General features: G+C 52.0%; 12 protein-coding genes. 7 read left to right on the forward strand and 5 right to left on the reverse strand.

Going from position 1 to position 14,934, the window contains the following annotated elements:
• Positions 1-38: 38 nt before the first annotated feature.
• A complete protein-coding gene (gene treF, locus ACYVC2_RS31245; RefSeq protein WP_461109441.1) occupies positions 39-1,583 on the reverse strand; it encodes an alpha,alpha-trehalase TreF in 1,545 nt (514 codons plus the stop codon).
• A 168-nt stretch (positions 1,584-1,751) separates the two neighbouring features.
• Complete coding sequence (locus ACYVC2_RS31250) at positions 1,752-3,341, reverse strand: N-acyl-D-amino-acid deacylase family protein (protein ID WP_461109443.1); 1,590 nt, start codon at positions 3,339-3,341, stop codon at positions 1,752-1,754.
• 149 nt (positions 3,342-3,490) lie between these two features.
• On the opposite strand from ACYVC2_RS31250, the gene ACYVC2_RS31255 reads away from it, so the two are divergent.
• From ACYVC2_RS31255 to ACYVC2_RS31280, 6 genes are all read left to right on the forward strand, one after another.
• Complete coding sequence (locus tag ACYVC2_RS31255; RefSeq protein WP_461109445.1) at positions 3,491-3,682, forward strand: hypothetical protein; 192 nt, start codon at positions 3,491-3,493, stop codon at positions 3,680-3,682.
• A 13-nt stretch (positions 3,683-3,695) separates the two neighbouring features.
• The gene (locus tag ACYVC2_RS31260) at positions 3,696-3,941 is read left to right on the forward strand and encodes a hypothetical protein (protein ID WP_461109446.1); all 246 of its coding nucleotides are present in this window, start codon (positions 3,696-3,698) and stop codon (positions 3,939-3,941) included.
• Positions 3,942-3,954: 13 nt separating this feature from the next.
• Entirely contained in the window at positions 3,955-5,898 is a 1,944-nt protein-coding gene (locus ACYVC2_RS31265) for a M1 family metallopeptidase (RefSeq protein ID WP_461109448.1), read from the forward strand.
• Between the two features lie 46 nt (positions 5,899-5,944).
• On the forward strand, positions 5,945-6,193 hold the full coding sequence (locus ACYVC2_RS31270) for a hypothetical protein (protein ID WP_461109450.1): 249 nt from the start codon (positions 5,945-5,947) through the stop codon (positions 6,191-6,193).
• Between the two features lie 289 nt (positions 6,194-6,482).
• On the forward strand, positions 6,483-6,974 hold the full coding sequence (locus ACYVC2_RS31275; protein WP_461109452.1) for an NADH-quinone oxidoreductase subunit C: 492 nt from the start codon (positions 6,483-6,485) through the stop codon (positions 6,972-6,974).
• Between the two features lie 77 nt (positions 6,975-7,051).
• A complete protein-coding gene (locus ACYVC2_RS31280) occupies positions 7,052-8,710 on the forward strand; it encodes a hypothetical protein (protein ID WP_461109454.1) in 1,659 nt (552 codons plus the stop codon).
• 110 nt (positions 8,711-8,820) lie between these two features.
• On the opposite strand, the gene ACYVC2_RS31285 is transcribed toward ACYVC2_RS31280, so the two are convergent.
• Both ACYVC2_RS31285 and lpdA read right to left on the reverse strand, forming a co-directional pair.
• The gene (locus ACYVC2_RS31285; RefSeq protein WP_461109456.1) at positions 8,821-10,185 is read right to left on the reverse strand and encodes a M28 family peptidase; all 1,365 of its coding nucleotides are present in this window, start codon (positions 10,183-10,185) and stop codon (positions 8,821-8,823) included.
• A gap of 107 nt (positions 10,186-10,292) precedes the next feature.
• On the reverse strand, positions 10,293-11,705 hold the full coding sequence (gene lpdA, locus ACYVC2_RS31290; protein WP_461109744.1) for a dihydrolipoyl dehydrogenase: 1,413 nt from the start codon (positions 11,703-11,705) through the stop codon (positions 10,293-10,295).
• A 220-nt stretch (positions 11,706-11,925) separates the two neighbouring features.
• On the opposite strand from lpdA, the gene ACYVC2_RS31295 reads away from it, so the two are divergent.
• Positions 11,926-12,495 (forward strand): hypothetical protein, encoded by a 570-nt coding sequence (locus ACYVC2_RS31295; RefSeq protein ID WP_461109458.1) that lies wholly within the window; start codon positions 11,926-11,928, stop codon positions 12,493-12,495.
• Between the two features lie 19 nt (positions 12,496-12,514).
• Here ACYVC2_RS31295 and ACYVC2_RS31300 read toward each other — a convergent pair whose 3' ends face one another.
• The gene (locus ACYVC2_RS31300) at positions 12,515-14,695 is read right to left on the reverse strand and encodes a tetratricopeptide repeat-containing sensor histidine kinase (RefSeq protein WP_461109460.1); all 2,181 of its coding nucleotides are present in this window, start codon (positions 14,693-14,695) and stop codon (positions 12,515-12,517) included.
• Between the last annotated feature and the right edge of the window lie 239 nt (positions 14,696-14,934).

Consider the following 14,934-nt stretch of genomic DNA (forward strand, 5'->3'; position numbering starts at 1 on the left):
GGGGTGAATGAACGTAAACCAGCGCAAATCCTTTTCGCTCATTCACCCCTGTGGGGTCCATAATTGGTTTCTGCCTGCAGTGCCAGATACACGCCGTTGGTCCAGCCGAATCCATCCTGGTTGGGATACTTTCCACCACCGGCTGTCAGAGACGCATCCACAACATTGTATTTTTCCATCATCTTGCCCGTCGCCTGGAAGACCTTATCATTCAAGGCTAACCAGTTGTCGCGTCCCTGAGCAGCCGTTTGGGCAAAGCCGTAATTCATCAGTCCCTGGTAAACGATCCACTGCAAAGGTGCCCATCCATTGGGCCAGTCCCACTGCTGGCCTGTCTGATCGAGGGTAGTCACCCATCCCCCCGCTTTCAGGAAGTCGGCCTTCAACTGGTCGTGAATATGGTTGGCCTGTTGAGGAGATGCCAGTCTGAAAAACAGTGGAAATACCCCCGCCAGGGTCACCGGCGCCGTCGGCTTATGGGCACGGGTATCGTAATCATGAAAAAAGTGGGTGTTTTCGTTCCAGAACAGCGTTTGAATCAGTCCTTTTCGCGTCTCAGCCAGTTGACCGAACCGTTCAGCTTCGGCCAGCTCATTCGTTAGCTCGTAAGACTCACACAACGTTGTTTCGAGGGCATACAGTAAGCAGTTCAAATCGACCGGCACAATATCGGCGGTATGAATGCTGGACATCGTTTTATAATCGGCCAACCAGCGGCTACTAAAATCCCAGCCCGACTCACAGGCGGCCCGAATGTGCGTGTGTAATTCTTCAGGATCGACGCCTAGCGGCTCTGCCGTACGGGCGAGTTCGACCTCCACCCGGTAAGCTTCGGGGCGCGGAGTCGGCGTATCGTCCCAGTAGCGGTTGACGATCTTGTGATGAGCCAGATGAACGGTTCGCCGGGCCATTTCTGCCGTATCGGTATTCTGTCCGCCGTCGCCCATCCAGAACAGGTACTCCCGATGCAGTTGCGGTCGAAACTCCACCAGCACGTCCTGGCCGGCTATTTCGGCCAGCAGCTTGACCATCAACGAAAAATAAGGCGGCTGCGACCGGCTCAGAAAATACGTCCGGTTGCCGTTGGGAACGAACCCGAAGGTATCGATCAGATAAGCGAAATTATCGATCATACTGCGGATCAGGTCGGGTCGACCTGCTTGTTTTAGCCCCAGCATGGTAAAATAACTGTCCCAATAAAAAATTTCCCGGAAGCGTCCGCCCGGCACAATATACGGATAAGGCAAGGGTACGCGGGAGCTTCCCTGCACGTGTGGGTCAGGCGGCCGGGTTAGCCGTTCCCACAGTCGATTGACGTGTTCGGCAGTGCTGATCGTCCGATCGCTGACGTAATCACTGATTACCTTATCCGGCAGCACAAAATATGCTTCGACAAACGCACGCAGGTCGAAACCAGGTTTGTCTTTCTCGCTTTCATACAAAGCTACCAAATCGGAGGGAGCCAGTTTAGGCACGCAGTCTACGAAGGTTTTCGAATCGTCAAAGACATGCCCTAACTGCACGTCGCGAAATAGGATACCAAATAGCTGGTCGGGCGATTTGGGAAAAGACGGGTTTGCCAAAACGGTAAAATGGAACGTTCAGCTACTATAACCCCCGTGGATTCGATTTGTCCCTGGCTTTTGTGATTCAGCCTTGAAAAAGCGGTAATACTTAAAAATATAGGGTGTAGGATATATGATGTATATTTTCCTGGTTGATACATCCTACACCCTACATCATACATCCTTTTACTTCCCGTATCCAGGCCCCATCAGCAATTGCCCTGGTCGCTGTCCGTTGTGCTTTCCGTCTTCAACCACAGGGGCGCCGTTGACCAGTACCCACGAAATTCCGGTGGTGTAGGCATGCGGCTGATCGTAGGTAGCGCGGTCGGCAATAGTTCTCTCGTCGAATACCACCACGTCGGCTGCGTAGCCAGGTCGCAGTAAACCTCGATCGGTAAGCCGGAAGCGCTGGGCGGGCAAAGATGTCATTCGGCGGATGGCTTCCTCCAGCGGAATCACGTGTCGCTCGCGCACGTAACGCCCCAGCACGCGGGCGTTGGTGCCGTAAGCGCGGGGATGCGGCATACCCGACCCGAATGTAGCCACGCCCGCATCCGAGGCAATCATGGTGTTCGGATAGCGCAGTATGTTCTCCACGTCGGTTTCAGACATAGTGTGGTACACCATCTGGATGCGCTTCAGACTGGCTTTTTCCATCAGATCCATTACCAGGTCGGCTTCTTCGGCGGGGGTATTTTTGCGGCCCATCTTCTGATTGATGGCACTGATGCTCAGGCCATTGAACGTCGTATCCGGCTTATAACTGGCTACCACCGCATAATCATAATTTTTTCGCAGGTTTTTCTTCAGAGTTTCCAGCATTTCGGCCCTGATTTTGGCGCGGGTTACCGGATTGCGGAACCGAACCAGCACGGCCGAATCGCCATCAGCCAGCGCCCAGGTAGGTACGATACTCTCCAGAGAGGTACTAGAAGCCGTGTACGGATACTGATCGACCGTTACATCGAGCCCTTCTCGCCGGGCCGCTTCAACCAGATCGACGGTTTCGGTGCTTTTGCCCCACAGCGGTTTGCTGGCGACTTTGAAGTGCGAAATTTCGACCGGAATGTGCGCTTCCCGGCTAATCTGAATAGCTTCTTCGACGGCCTGCTTCACGTTCTGGCCTTCGTTTCGGATATGCGAAGCATACACGCCCCCGTAGCGCGACGCTATTTTGGCCAGATTGACCACTTCGGGCGTTCTGGCATAGGTTCCCGGCGTATAGATCAGGCCCGTCGACAAGCCAACGGCACCGTCTTTCATGGCCTTTTCAACCAGCGCTTCCATAGCGGTTTGTTCGCTGGCGGTTGGCTCACGAAACGCCATTTTCATCACGTTCAGCCGCACCGAGTTGTGACCGATCAGGGAACCCACATTGATCGACATTTTCTGCGTGCGCAGCGAATCGAAATACGTTTTCAGGTTCGAGCTGGAACCGCCACAGTTACCTGTTATGACGGTCGTAACGCCGTCGTGGATGAAATTAGGTGCACCAGGCTGCGCTTCCAGGCTCCCCTCCACATGCGCATGCACGTCGATAAAACCCGGTGCAACGATCAAACCGGTCGCATCGATGGTTCGCTTAGCATCGGTCGATGAAATAGTACCAACGCGGGCGACCCGTCCGTTCTGAATAGCGACATCGGCGTACACCCAGGGGTTGCCCGTACCATCGACTACCCGACCGTTTTTGATGACGAGGTCATATTGCTGGGCATGAACCAGAGTAGTACTAAGCAGGCAGAAAAGCAGCGGAAGGAAACGATTGTTCATAGATCAAGTGATCAGGTTGCGAAAACGAATCAGTTATCAATATGGTTATTTTCTGGTTCAGGAGCGATGACTTACACTAACAAAAGTGGTCTATACAGGCAAATTTGATACATTTGATCCATTACCCCACCCCCACTTTATCCAACCCAATGACCGACGATGAACGAAAGGACTTGCTGGAACTGAAAGCATTTCTAGAAAAAGCTATCTTATCCGTCGAAGACGACTTAATTATTACCGATCCGACCCTTTCCCGGAAAGATTATTTGTTTCTGATTGACAAAGTGAAAATGTACCGCAAGAACTTAACTCAGATTATGGAGCTTCTGAAAGAAGACTGATCGATTAAAGAGTATGAAAGAAATAGAAGAGTATAGAAGACGAATTCAGCAGGCATCGACTCTTGAGGAGAAGAAAGCCATCGCAGCTGAATTACACCGGCTTGCCGATACATTCGACGAATCTCAACAGCAAGAATATCAGTCAGCGATGGGTGCACTAAAAAACGATCTTATTACCCGCTTAGAAACAATGGATCCCTATATCCAGCAGGCCGAGGAATTAGTTGCCCGCATCAAAGCGCGGGTGCCCCAATCCTAACGGAAAGTGTTCTATGAACCGATTCGCTGCTTTTCTGTTGCTGCTGGGTTACGCATTCCCCCATTTTGTATGGGCTGCCAAACCTATTTTCCCGAAGCCATTGAGCCCACGACTGGCGAATTATCAGATCGACGTAACGCTTGATCCCGTCAGCAAAAAACTCAAAGGTCAGGAAACCCTAACCTGGAAAAATCCGTCGGCCGACGTGATTCGGCAGTTGCGGTTTCACCTCTACCTCAACGCTTTCCGTGATGAGCAGTCTACATTCATGCGCGAATCGGGTGGGCAGTTACGGGGTGACCAGATCGACCGGAATGCCAAAGAAAACCCCTACGGTTCCATCGATATCGTTTCGATGAAGGTGCGCGGTGGCGAAAACCTGGCGTACCAGTTTATCCAGCCCGACGACCAGAACCGGAACGATCATACCGTCATTCGCGTGCCGCTCAGCCAACCCATTGGGCCGGGCCAAACGATCGTACTCGACATCGATTTCCGGGCAAAACTTCCTAAGATTTTTGCCCGGACAGGTTTCAGCCGCGACTTTTTCCTGGTTGGGCAGTGGTTTCCAAAGATCGGCGTTTATGAACCGGCGGGTACCCGCTATGCCAAAACAGGGCAGTGGAACTGCCATCAGTTTCATGCTCATTCCGAGTTCTACGCCGATTATGGGGTGTATGACGTAAGTATGACTACACCCAAAGATTTCTGGGTGAGCGCCACGGGTCTTTTCCAGTCAGAGAAAATTCACGCCAACGGCACCAAAACCCTTCTGTACCATGCCGAAGATGTCGTCGATTTTGCGTGGACGGCTTCACCGCATTTTCAGGTGATCAACGATCGATGGAAGCGGCCTTCCGGTGGAGTGGTAACGATTGAGCTGGCTATGCAGCCCGAGCACGTGCATCAGGCCCAGCGGCACCTCGACGCAGCCAAAGCCGCTTTGGCGTACTTCGACAGGCACCTCGGTCGGTATCCGTTTCCAAACCTGACCATCGTCGATCCTCCTTTCCACGCGCAAGGTTCGTTCGGGATGGAATATCCTACATTCATTACGGCAGGCACCGCCTGGTTTGTGCCCGCTGGGGCTCGCTTTCCAGAGTTGGTAACCGTGCACGAGTTTGGACATCAGTACTTTATGCAGCTACTGGCTACCAACGAATTTGAAGAAGCCTGGCTCGACGAAGGGTTCAACCAGTACTATGAAGGCCGGATTATGGATGAAACCTACGGTCCGCGATGCTCGCAGATCGATCTGCTGGGTTTCGGCATGGGCGACCTGGAAAGCTCGCGCTCTGATTACGTTCATCAGGACAACCCGGCGCTGGGGTCGTCGTTCGGGAATACCTGGCAATTACCCGAGGGGCAATACAGCGTGCTTACGTACAGCAAAACCGCCACCTGGATGCGCACGCTCGAAGGCCTGGTCGGCCGCCCCGTGATGGATGAAATCATGCAGACGTATTTCACCCGCTGGAAATTCCGCCACCCCGATGGGCAGAATTTTATCGATATCGTCAATGAGATCGTTCCCCGGCGGCTTGGCGGCAAATACGGCACGGATATGAACTGGTTTTTCGATCAGGTCCTCTACGGCGATAATGTGGTCGATTACGAGCTGTTGTCGATCCGGAACCAGGCTGACAAACGGGCGGTGATCACCGTACAACGTAATGGCGACGCCAGGATGCCGGTCGATGTGCTGGTGCATCTGGACAATGGAAAAGAACTGATGCTCTTCTGGGATGGGAAAAGCCGCCAGCGGCAGTTCTCGATTCAGGAAGGAGCCAGCGTGCTGTGGGCAACGGTCGATCCGAAGCAGAAGCTCTACATGGATACAAACCTCAACAACAATAGTTTAACACTAAAACCCTCGTCGGCTCCGGCCGCTAAATTTGCCGCGAAGTTTTTGTTCTGGATCGAGAACTGGCTACAATGGCTGGCCTGGCTGGCATAGGGTCGGGGTAATTTTCGTATCTTTCGGTAACCAAGCGGGTAAAGCGATGAGCATTCAGGAAATGAAAAGCCGATTACATCAGTTTATTGACAGCGCTGATGAGTCGGCTCTGGAACGGTTACTGGATTCCGCCAAGCTGATCGTAGCTGATCAATCTGCTGGGGTAGCCACCCTCGCCGACCTGACCGATCAGCAGCGCCAACAACTGGAGCAGGCGATTCAGGAACATAAGGACGGCAAGACCGTCTCACACGAAGTAATGCGACAACGACACCGTGAATGTCTAACCAAATAATTTGGTCAGAAACGACCGTCAAAGAATTCGATTCGCTACGTGACTACATTGCAGAAAATAGATCGAAGCCGCTATCCGTTTTGTCAATGAGTTTTACCGGCAACTAGATCTCATTGACAGTCAACCCTATATTGGCATGAGTCACTCCGAAAATCCATTGCTGAGAAAAAGGCTTATTGACAGAACTCACTATTTATACTATCTCATTGACGGTGAGACCATACGGCTGTTAAACATAGTAGATACCCGCTCCGGGCCCGACAAAAATCCATTTGCTTTCTAAGCTGATATGACCTTCTCCGAAATAACCGACGTTCTTGAGGCTCAATTTGGGCCGAGTCTTCAGACCAATACCCAAACTATTCAGCCTTATCTTACCATTGCCCCACAACAGTTGGTCGAATACTGTCAGTTTCTGCGCGACGACGAACGCCTGTTCTTCGACCTGCTGGCCTGTGTTACGGGCATCGACAATGGCCCCGATGCCAATACCGTAGAAGTTGTGTATAATCTGACATCTATTCCCTATGCGCACAATCTGATGCTGAAAGTCGTCGTACCGAGGACCGGTGAGAAAAACCGGCTTCCATCGGTGCCAAGCGTAGCGCATATCTGGCGAACGGCCGACTGGCACGAGCGGGAAGCATTCGACCTGGTTGGTATTTATTTTGAGAACCATCCCGATCTCCGGCGGATTCTGTTGCCTACCGATTGGGTGGGCCATCCCCTGCGTACCGACTATCAGGAAACCGACCAGTATCACGGCATAAAAACAACGTAAGCGCTCACCATTTTTCGTGAACTATTGACTGTTTGGGCTTTTCGTTTGTTATTGCTTTATCTGTTCCTACTGAAGCAATGAAGACCTTTTATCAGCCCTTTTTTTTTCTGCTTTTTACCGGTTGTTTCTTATCCACGCTCTGTTCAGCTCAAACCGATTCGGTCATTGTCACGGGGCGCATCCGCCATTTGTCTGCCCGTCTGTACCGCGAAGCGCCAACGGTACTGATCAGTCGGAACAATATCCTGCAGGCTAATCGCGAACTGGTACGGCCCGCTCCGCTGAATGTAGACGGTACCTTCCGGGTGTCGTTGCCGTTGATTTTTCCGCAGGAGGAGATGTACTTCAATTATGGGCGAATCTCGACGGCCTTTCTGGCTTCAGCCGGTTCACTGACCATCGAGCTGGATGCCGATTCGTTGTTTACGGTAGCTGTACCGTTCCGGTTTGGGGGCGTCAATGCGCAGGTTAATCAGCAGTTTGCCCGCTACAAGGCTTTCGAAGCCGGTTATTCCAATAAACCAGACGGGCGAAAGCTGAGCAACCAGATCAGTAATCTGAGCAACGAAGCCGCCTATCGCGTGGTATCGAGTGCTTACCGGGCACCGTTTCAGGCATTTGCGGCAAAGGAGAAACCGTTTCCGCTCCTTAGCCGCTGGGTGGGTTACGCCGATCGATACAATGCCGCAGCGTTTATGTACGACAAAGCTACCTACGAACAGGCTGAGCTAAAGACGCTGACGGATTCGCTTCGGCCCGGAAATGATCGCTTGCTGACAGCCGCCCGTGCTTCGGCCATGAATCGCTTTGCGGCCTACGCTACCCAACGCCTTTCGACTGAGTCGACCCGCGCCAATGGCCTGACCGTACGGGCTTTATCCATCCTGCTGGAACGATACGGCAAAAACCTAACGGCCGATGAACGACTGCGGCTCAATGACTATGCCATGACGAATACGGCCCGGCAGGCAGACCTTCGCTTTTTCGACGGTTTAATCAAGCGAAGTCCAGATACCTTGCAGCGGCTGGTCAACTACGAAACCCTTATTCAGCGCGCCATTCGTCAGTTCGACAGCGACGCTGTTGATTACTTATCGGCTTACTGGTTAGCCGTTTCACTTCCAGAAACAACCCTCGATTTTGCGCGTCTGTTGTATGATTACGCCCGCTCGCAAGTAAAAAATCCGCAGTTAGGCCAGTCGCTGGATGAGCTGTACCGGCTCGAGGTCAAAGATAGTACACGTATTCGTGCGGCTATTCAGACCCTGCGTAAGGCGGGAAACCGGGCTAGTGAGCTGGAAATTTCCCCCAGCGTCTTCATGACTTACGACGACCTGGGTAACGGCTCTTCTTTGTTCGATCAGATTATCGACGCGAATCGGGGGAAAGTCATTTATGTGCTGCTCCTTTCAGCCACCGACGACGCCGGCCGCCAGGCCGCTCTGGAGGCACAGCGCCTTCGGAGCGTTTACAGCCCCCGCGATTTTTCTTTGGTGTATGTGGTCAGTTCAGGCACCAATAAATCGCTCTGGCCCGACATAGCCACTCGCAACAACCTCGCCGGCGATCATTTGCTGCTGACAGATACACAACTTATCGATGCAATTGAGCGGCTGCGGGCCAATGGCGAAGTAACGGCCGCGGTTGTCAATCGAAGTGGCAAATTAACGAAACGCAACGCGCCCTTACCAGCCGATTTTGAGGAAGTCAGAAAGCTTATCGATAAAAACCTGTAAGCGGTGCATAGGCCCTTGTAGACCGGCTCTTAACGCTGTTTATTCTTCTGAACCACAGCATTCGCGAAGCGAAGTTATCCGTAGTTCAGAAAAATGGGGGCGACAGCTCTTTATAATCCGTATTGATCCAGCAGATAAACCAGGGCTGCCATAGATGCGGCTCCCAGTTCGAGTTCCCGCTGGCTGACCGTCTCGAAGCGGTCTGCCATTGTATGATGATAGTCGAAATACCGTTGCGAATCGGGTTTAAATCCGAACAGAACCGTGCCTGACTGAGCCAGCGGCCCAATATCCGCTCCACCCCCACCCGGTCCGATTTCATGCAGGCCATAGGGGGCCAGCAGTGATTTCCAGGGTGTCACTTTCGCCCGCTGTTCAGGGGTTCCGACGATACCAAAACCGCGGGGGGTAAAGCCCCCGTTATCCGACTCGACCGCGGCAATGGTCTTTTCGTTGTTCTTTTTAGCCAGATCAGCGTACTGAATTCCCCCACGCAATCCGTTCTCTTCGTTCATGAACATAACGGCACGGATGGTTCGTTTTGGCTTGATGCCCAGGCTTTTCATGATCCGCAACACTTCAATGGACTGCACGCAGCCAGCTCCGTCGTCATGCGCTCCTTCGGCCAGATCCCACGAATCCAGGTGGCCCCCCACGACAATGATTTCGTCCGGCTTTTCGCTACCTTTTATTTCACCGACAACATTGTACGATTTCGCATCGGGCAGGGTTTCGCAGTTTTGCTTGAAATAGAATATCAGATTCGGATTTTCGGCCAGGGTTTTACTCAACAGATCGGCCCCGTTCGTACTGATGGCCGCAGTCGGAATCAGCGGCACCCCCGTTGCGTAACGCATACTACCCACGTGCGGATAATCGTCGTGGACATTGGTCATGGAGCGAACAATGGCTCCAACAGCGCCCAGTTTAGCCGCTTCGGTAGCACCGTTCGCCCGCTGATCGACAGCACCGCCATAGGCTTCGAAGGTGTTGATTTTGGTCGGATCCATTGGCCGGTTATAAAAGACAATTTTTCCTTTGACTTTGTCCGGGCTCATGGCGCGCAGTTCTGCAAAGCTTTTCACCTCAACAATGCCCGCTTCGACGCCTTTGGGTGGTGTCGCTACAGAGCCGCCCAAAGCCGCAATCGGCACGGTTAATTTCTGTTTACCGTTCTGAATATAAGCGACTTCTTTAGCTCCACGCACCCAGTGAGGCACCATAACATCCTGCAGAAATACCCGATCGAAACCCTGCTGCTCCATAATCTGTTTGGTCCAGTCGACGGCCTTTTGCGCTCCGGTCGATCCGCTCAGTCGGGGGCCAATCTGTTTGGTTAGGTAGCGTAGCCATTCATACGATTTTCCATTCGAGAGGGCTTCGTTGTAAATCTTCCGAATCGTAACCGAATCGGTAGTTTGAGCGCTGGCGTAGCCAACAACAAGCGTTAGAAGAAGTGTACTTATTTTTTTCATGAACTGGTGGTTGTATCGGTTAAAAAAGCAAGATACAGAAAAGCCCGGCTGCTGGAAAGCGGCCGGGCTTTTCTGTATCGCGGCCGCTTTCCAGCAGCCGCAATACCTTAGATGTTAATTGCCCGGTTGTCGGTAGCAGCCAGACAAGCCTCTTTGAAGGCTTCGGTATACGTCGGGTGCGCGTGCGACATCCGCGACACGTCTTCGGCCGAAGCCCGGAATTCCATAGCCGTAACGGCTTCGGCGATCATATCGGCCGCGCGGGCACCGATCATGTGCACGCCCAGAATTTCGTCGGTTTCTTTGTGGGCAAGTACTTTTACCAACCCATCGACATCCATGCTGGCACGGGCACGACCCAGTGCTTTAAATGGAAACGAACCTACTTTGTAGGGTATGCCTTCCTGTTTTACTTCCTCTTCCGTATAGCCGACCGAAGCTACTTCCGGCCAGGTGTACACAACGCCCGGAATCAGCCGATAGTGTACATGCGGCTTTTGCCCGACAATGGTTTCGGCAATGAATGTCCCTTCTTCTTCTGCTTTGTGCGCCAGCATAGCCCCCCGAATTACATCCCCGAGCGCGTAGATGTGCGGCACATTCGTACGCAGATGTGCGTCCACCTCAACCCGGCCCCGGTTATCGACTTTTACACCAGCCGCTTCCAGATTCAGGCCATCGGTATAAGGCCGACGACCCACGGAAACCAGGCAATAATCGCCGGTCAGCGTAATCTGTTCGCCTTTGGGCGTATCGACGCTCACAACAACCTCGTCGCCGGTATTTTCGACTTTCGTAACTTTGTGGCTGAAATAAAAATCAGCGCCGAGCTTTTTAATGACTTTCTGAAGCTCTTTGCCCATGGTTTTATCCATCGTCGGGATCATCGAATCGGCAAACTCGACAAACGACACTTTAGCCCCGAGCCGAGCGTAAACAGACCCCAGTTCAGCCCCGATGACACCTGCCCCGATGACGATCAGGTGTTTAGGAATCTCCGGCAGCTTCAGCGCTTCGGTTGACGTAATAACTCGTTTTTTATCGATGGGCATCGACGGAAATGACATTGGTTTCGAGCCCGTAGCAATGATGATATTCTTACCCGTAATGGTCTGTTCAGAGCCATCCGCTTTGGTAATTTTAATGGTGTGCGGATCGACAAACGACCCAACACCGTGGATCTCATCGATTTTATTCTTCTTCATCAGGAAATTGATTCCCTTGGTTGTCTGGTCGACAACGCTCTCTTTGCGGGCAATCATTTTCGCCAGATCGACCTGTAGATCAGCGAGCTGAATGCCGTGTTCGGCAAACGTGTGCGCGGCATTGTAATAATGCTCCGACGAGTCGAGCAGGGCTTTCGACGGAATGCAGCCGACATTCAGGCAGGTGCCTCCCAACGACGGGTATTTTTCGATAATAGCCGTTTTCAGTCCGAGCTGGGCGCAACGAATCGCACCGGTATAGCCGCCCGGTCCCGAACCAATCATAATAACATCGTATTCCATGAATGAGATGATTTTTGCCGTTTGTGGTTCGTAGTAGGCAGGTAGTTGTTCTGTATAAAGAACCGCGAAGATGCTCTCTTCACACCACGAACCACAAACCGCAAACTATTTACATAGAAAGCATTATGAGTGCAAATTTGGTTCAGAATTTGATTACCCAAACCGATTTACGAAAATTCGTGTTGGTGATTCGGTAAGGTCCTTCCGCCGGACCGTTTTTTTAGGCCCTTTTATGCGTTCCGTTTCTTTATTTTTTCTTCTATTCACACTGGTAGCCAGCAGTTGCACCGATTCGACTCAGCAGACCCAGCCAAACGTTTATTACGATGTACTGGGGTTTGTAAAACGTCAGATAGCCGACCTGTCGGCTAAGCACCCTACGGTCAATAAGGCCGTATCGATCAACGAAAATCAGAACCGGCAAACCACCCGAGAAATCGACTGGAGCCGCGAACTGGAGCTGTTTACGCAGGCCGACATCAACAAACCGGCTTTACGAAGTAGTTACCAGATTATTCGCCCCGATTCGCTGACGTACCGATACCAGCTGAAAAATCCGGAAGATCAGCTAACCGTGCGTTCGCTAACTGTTCGGCTTGATGCGCAGACGCACCAGCCCAGCCGAATCGAAGCGATTTTACAGACGAAAAATCCACTTTATTCGTCGGAGCGACACTTACTATTGGAAAGTGGGCCCATAGCCGGGCGCGAATGGCAGGTGAAGCACTACCGGTTGTCTGGATTTCAGCAACTACCTTATTTCGACAAGAACGAATTTATGGTAGAAGGGCAGGTTTTATGAACCGGATAGCTCCGAAGCATCAGGCAGTGGCCAGATTCGACGATACGGGCAGGATAAAAATAAATGTCGTTCCTTCGCCAGCTCCCGAATGAACTTCATAGCGGCCTTTGACCAGGTCCATCCGGGCCTGAATATTCTTTAGCCCCATACCTGTCGCATTGTCTGGATTCATCCCGCAGCCGTTATCCTTTACAATCATGTTCAGTTCGTTGTTAAACCGACGGAACAGGATGTCGGCCTCCGTGGCTTCGGAATGCCGGATAATATTGCTGCACAATTCGATACAAATTGAATATAGGTTGAACTCAGCCGTTTTTCCCAGCCGGGGTAAAGCCACGCTATCCAGATGGAACGTCGTTTTCTGGGTCAGGTTCAATTTGCTGACCAGACGCGCCAACGCTTCCGACAGCCCTTGTTTTTCCAGTTCGTCCGGCTGCAGATTGTGCGATAAATAACGAATCTCGGCAAAGGCTTCCTTCGTCATATTCAGCAGGTTATGATAGATTTTCTGCTCTCCGTCGGCCATATGCGCAGGATTCAGCGCTGATAAACTCGTTTTGATCGCGGCCAGCAAGCCGCCAAGGCTATCGTGCAGATCGGCAGCCATGCGTTTGCGCTCGAGCGTCTGCCCCCTTAGCAGGGCTTCTTCGATTTCCCGATTTTTGGCCCGGAGCTGATCGTTGGCAAGTTTCAGCTCAGCCGTGCGGGCAATAACCTTATCTTCCAGCTCCAGGTTTAACCCTTCTATCTCCTGTTTCTGCCGGTTTATCTGTCGATTTTTCCGGTAATAGACAACAACGAATCCCAGTAGCATGGCCAATCCCCCGACCAGTACCGTCCGCATCAGCCGCTGCTGGTCGATGTCGTGGTTGAGTTGATCGATCCGGGCGCGCTGCTCAATCCGGCTCTTTTCCGAATCGGCGCGAACACGCTCATTTTCAATCCGTTGCCGGAGTTGACTTAGCCGGGTTTCGCCAGCCAGCTGTTCGCGCTCAGCCTCGGCTTTCAGTCGGTCGACTTCGGCCAGACGGCGGACGTTTATCAACTGTTGCTGCTGAATCAACCGTTCTTTATCCGCTTCGGCCCGTACTTGGTTGATGTCGTATTTTTTTTGCAGAGCCGACAATTCCTCCACACGCTTCTGGGCAGCCAGGCTGTCCCGTATCGCGCTGTAGTCTTCATACATGACCAACGCCTGTTCGGGTTGGTTAGCCAACCGATAGGCCCGATATAGAGCCAGTGTAGCCATCTGCCGAATGCGCTTGTACCCTTCATCCCGGGCAATGGCAAAGGCTTTCTCCCCGAAATCGATAGCAAGTGCAGGCTGATTCGTCAGGGTATAACATTCGGCCAGCCTTGCCCAAACGGATGCCTGCCCCAGTCGGTCACGAAGTTGTGTCCAGACGGTCAGCGCTTCTTCAAATGAGTTGATAGCCTGCAGAGGATCACGACGACTAACGAAGAAATCGCCCAGCCGTTCATTGGCATAAGCTACGTTTACCTGCGAGTGGGCATCAATTGCAATTTGTCGGCTCGTTTCGTACTGCTGATGAGCCAGGTCATACTGGCCGCGAAGTTCATATACTTCTCCCATCTGAGTAATAGCCTGACTGGTCAGTAACTTCCGGTTTTTAGGAGTTAGCGATGTGTTTAAACCGAGGAGTTTATGTGACTGTTGATAACTGGCCAGTGCATTGTCGTATTCTTTAAGCAAGAGATAAATGTCGCCCAGATTCATCTGGACCTGCCAGCGCGGAGAGCTTTCACGCGGCAACTGGGCGCATAACTCCGACGCACGCTGGTTGATCTTGAGGGCCTGTGGATAATCTCCCCTGATGGTTCGCAAGTAATGCTCCTGAAGCATCAGGGCTCGCACCGCATACAGTGTATTACGATAAGCTAAAGCCCGTTCTTCCAGTAGATTAGCGTAGAGAAAACTGCTATCGCGCCGTACACCACGCATTTGTTTAAAGACCAGCGCCATATAACGGAGCCCCTCCAGCCGCAGGGTGTCATTAGCCAGGGTACGCGGGAGCCGTTCGGCCAACTCACGATGCGCCCGACCGAGCCTGAGCAGGCTATCCATATACGCGGCATCACCCCGCCGATCAAAATTCAGCTCTGGCAGGGTGCCAGGCACCTGGCTCAGACCTGTGATACACCAGCCGAGCAATATGAGTACAAGCTGAAATGATCTCATAATCACATACAGCCTATCTGGTGGCCGATATGAGGCTCTAAAGTACTAATTTAGTCCAGTAAATCAATCGATTGCACCAAATTTAGTACTGGAATCTCGCCATACGTATACCTATAGCGATGGACGTTTAACTAAATAATCATACTCAAAAAATACGGGCGTCGACTATTCTAGGTATCTTTGATTAATTTTTGAAACTATTTTTAAACCGATTCGTCTAACAACAAGTCTATACAGCA

This window comes from Spirosoma koreense (assembly GCF_054777875.1).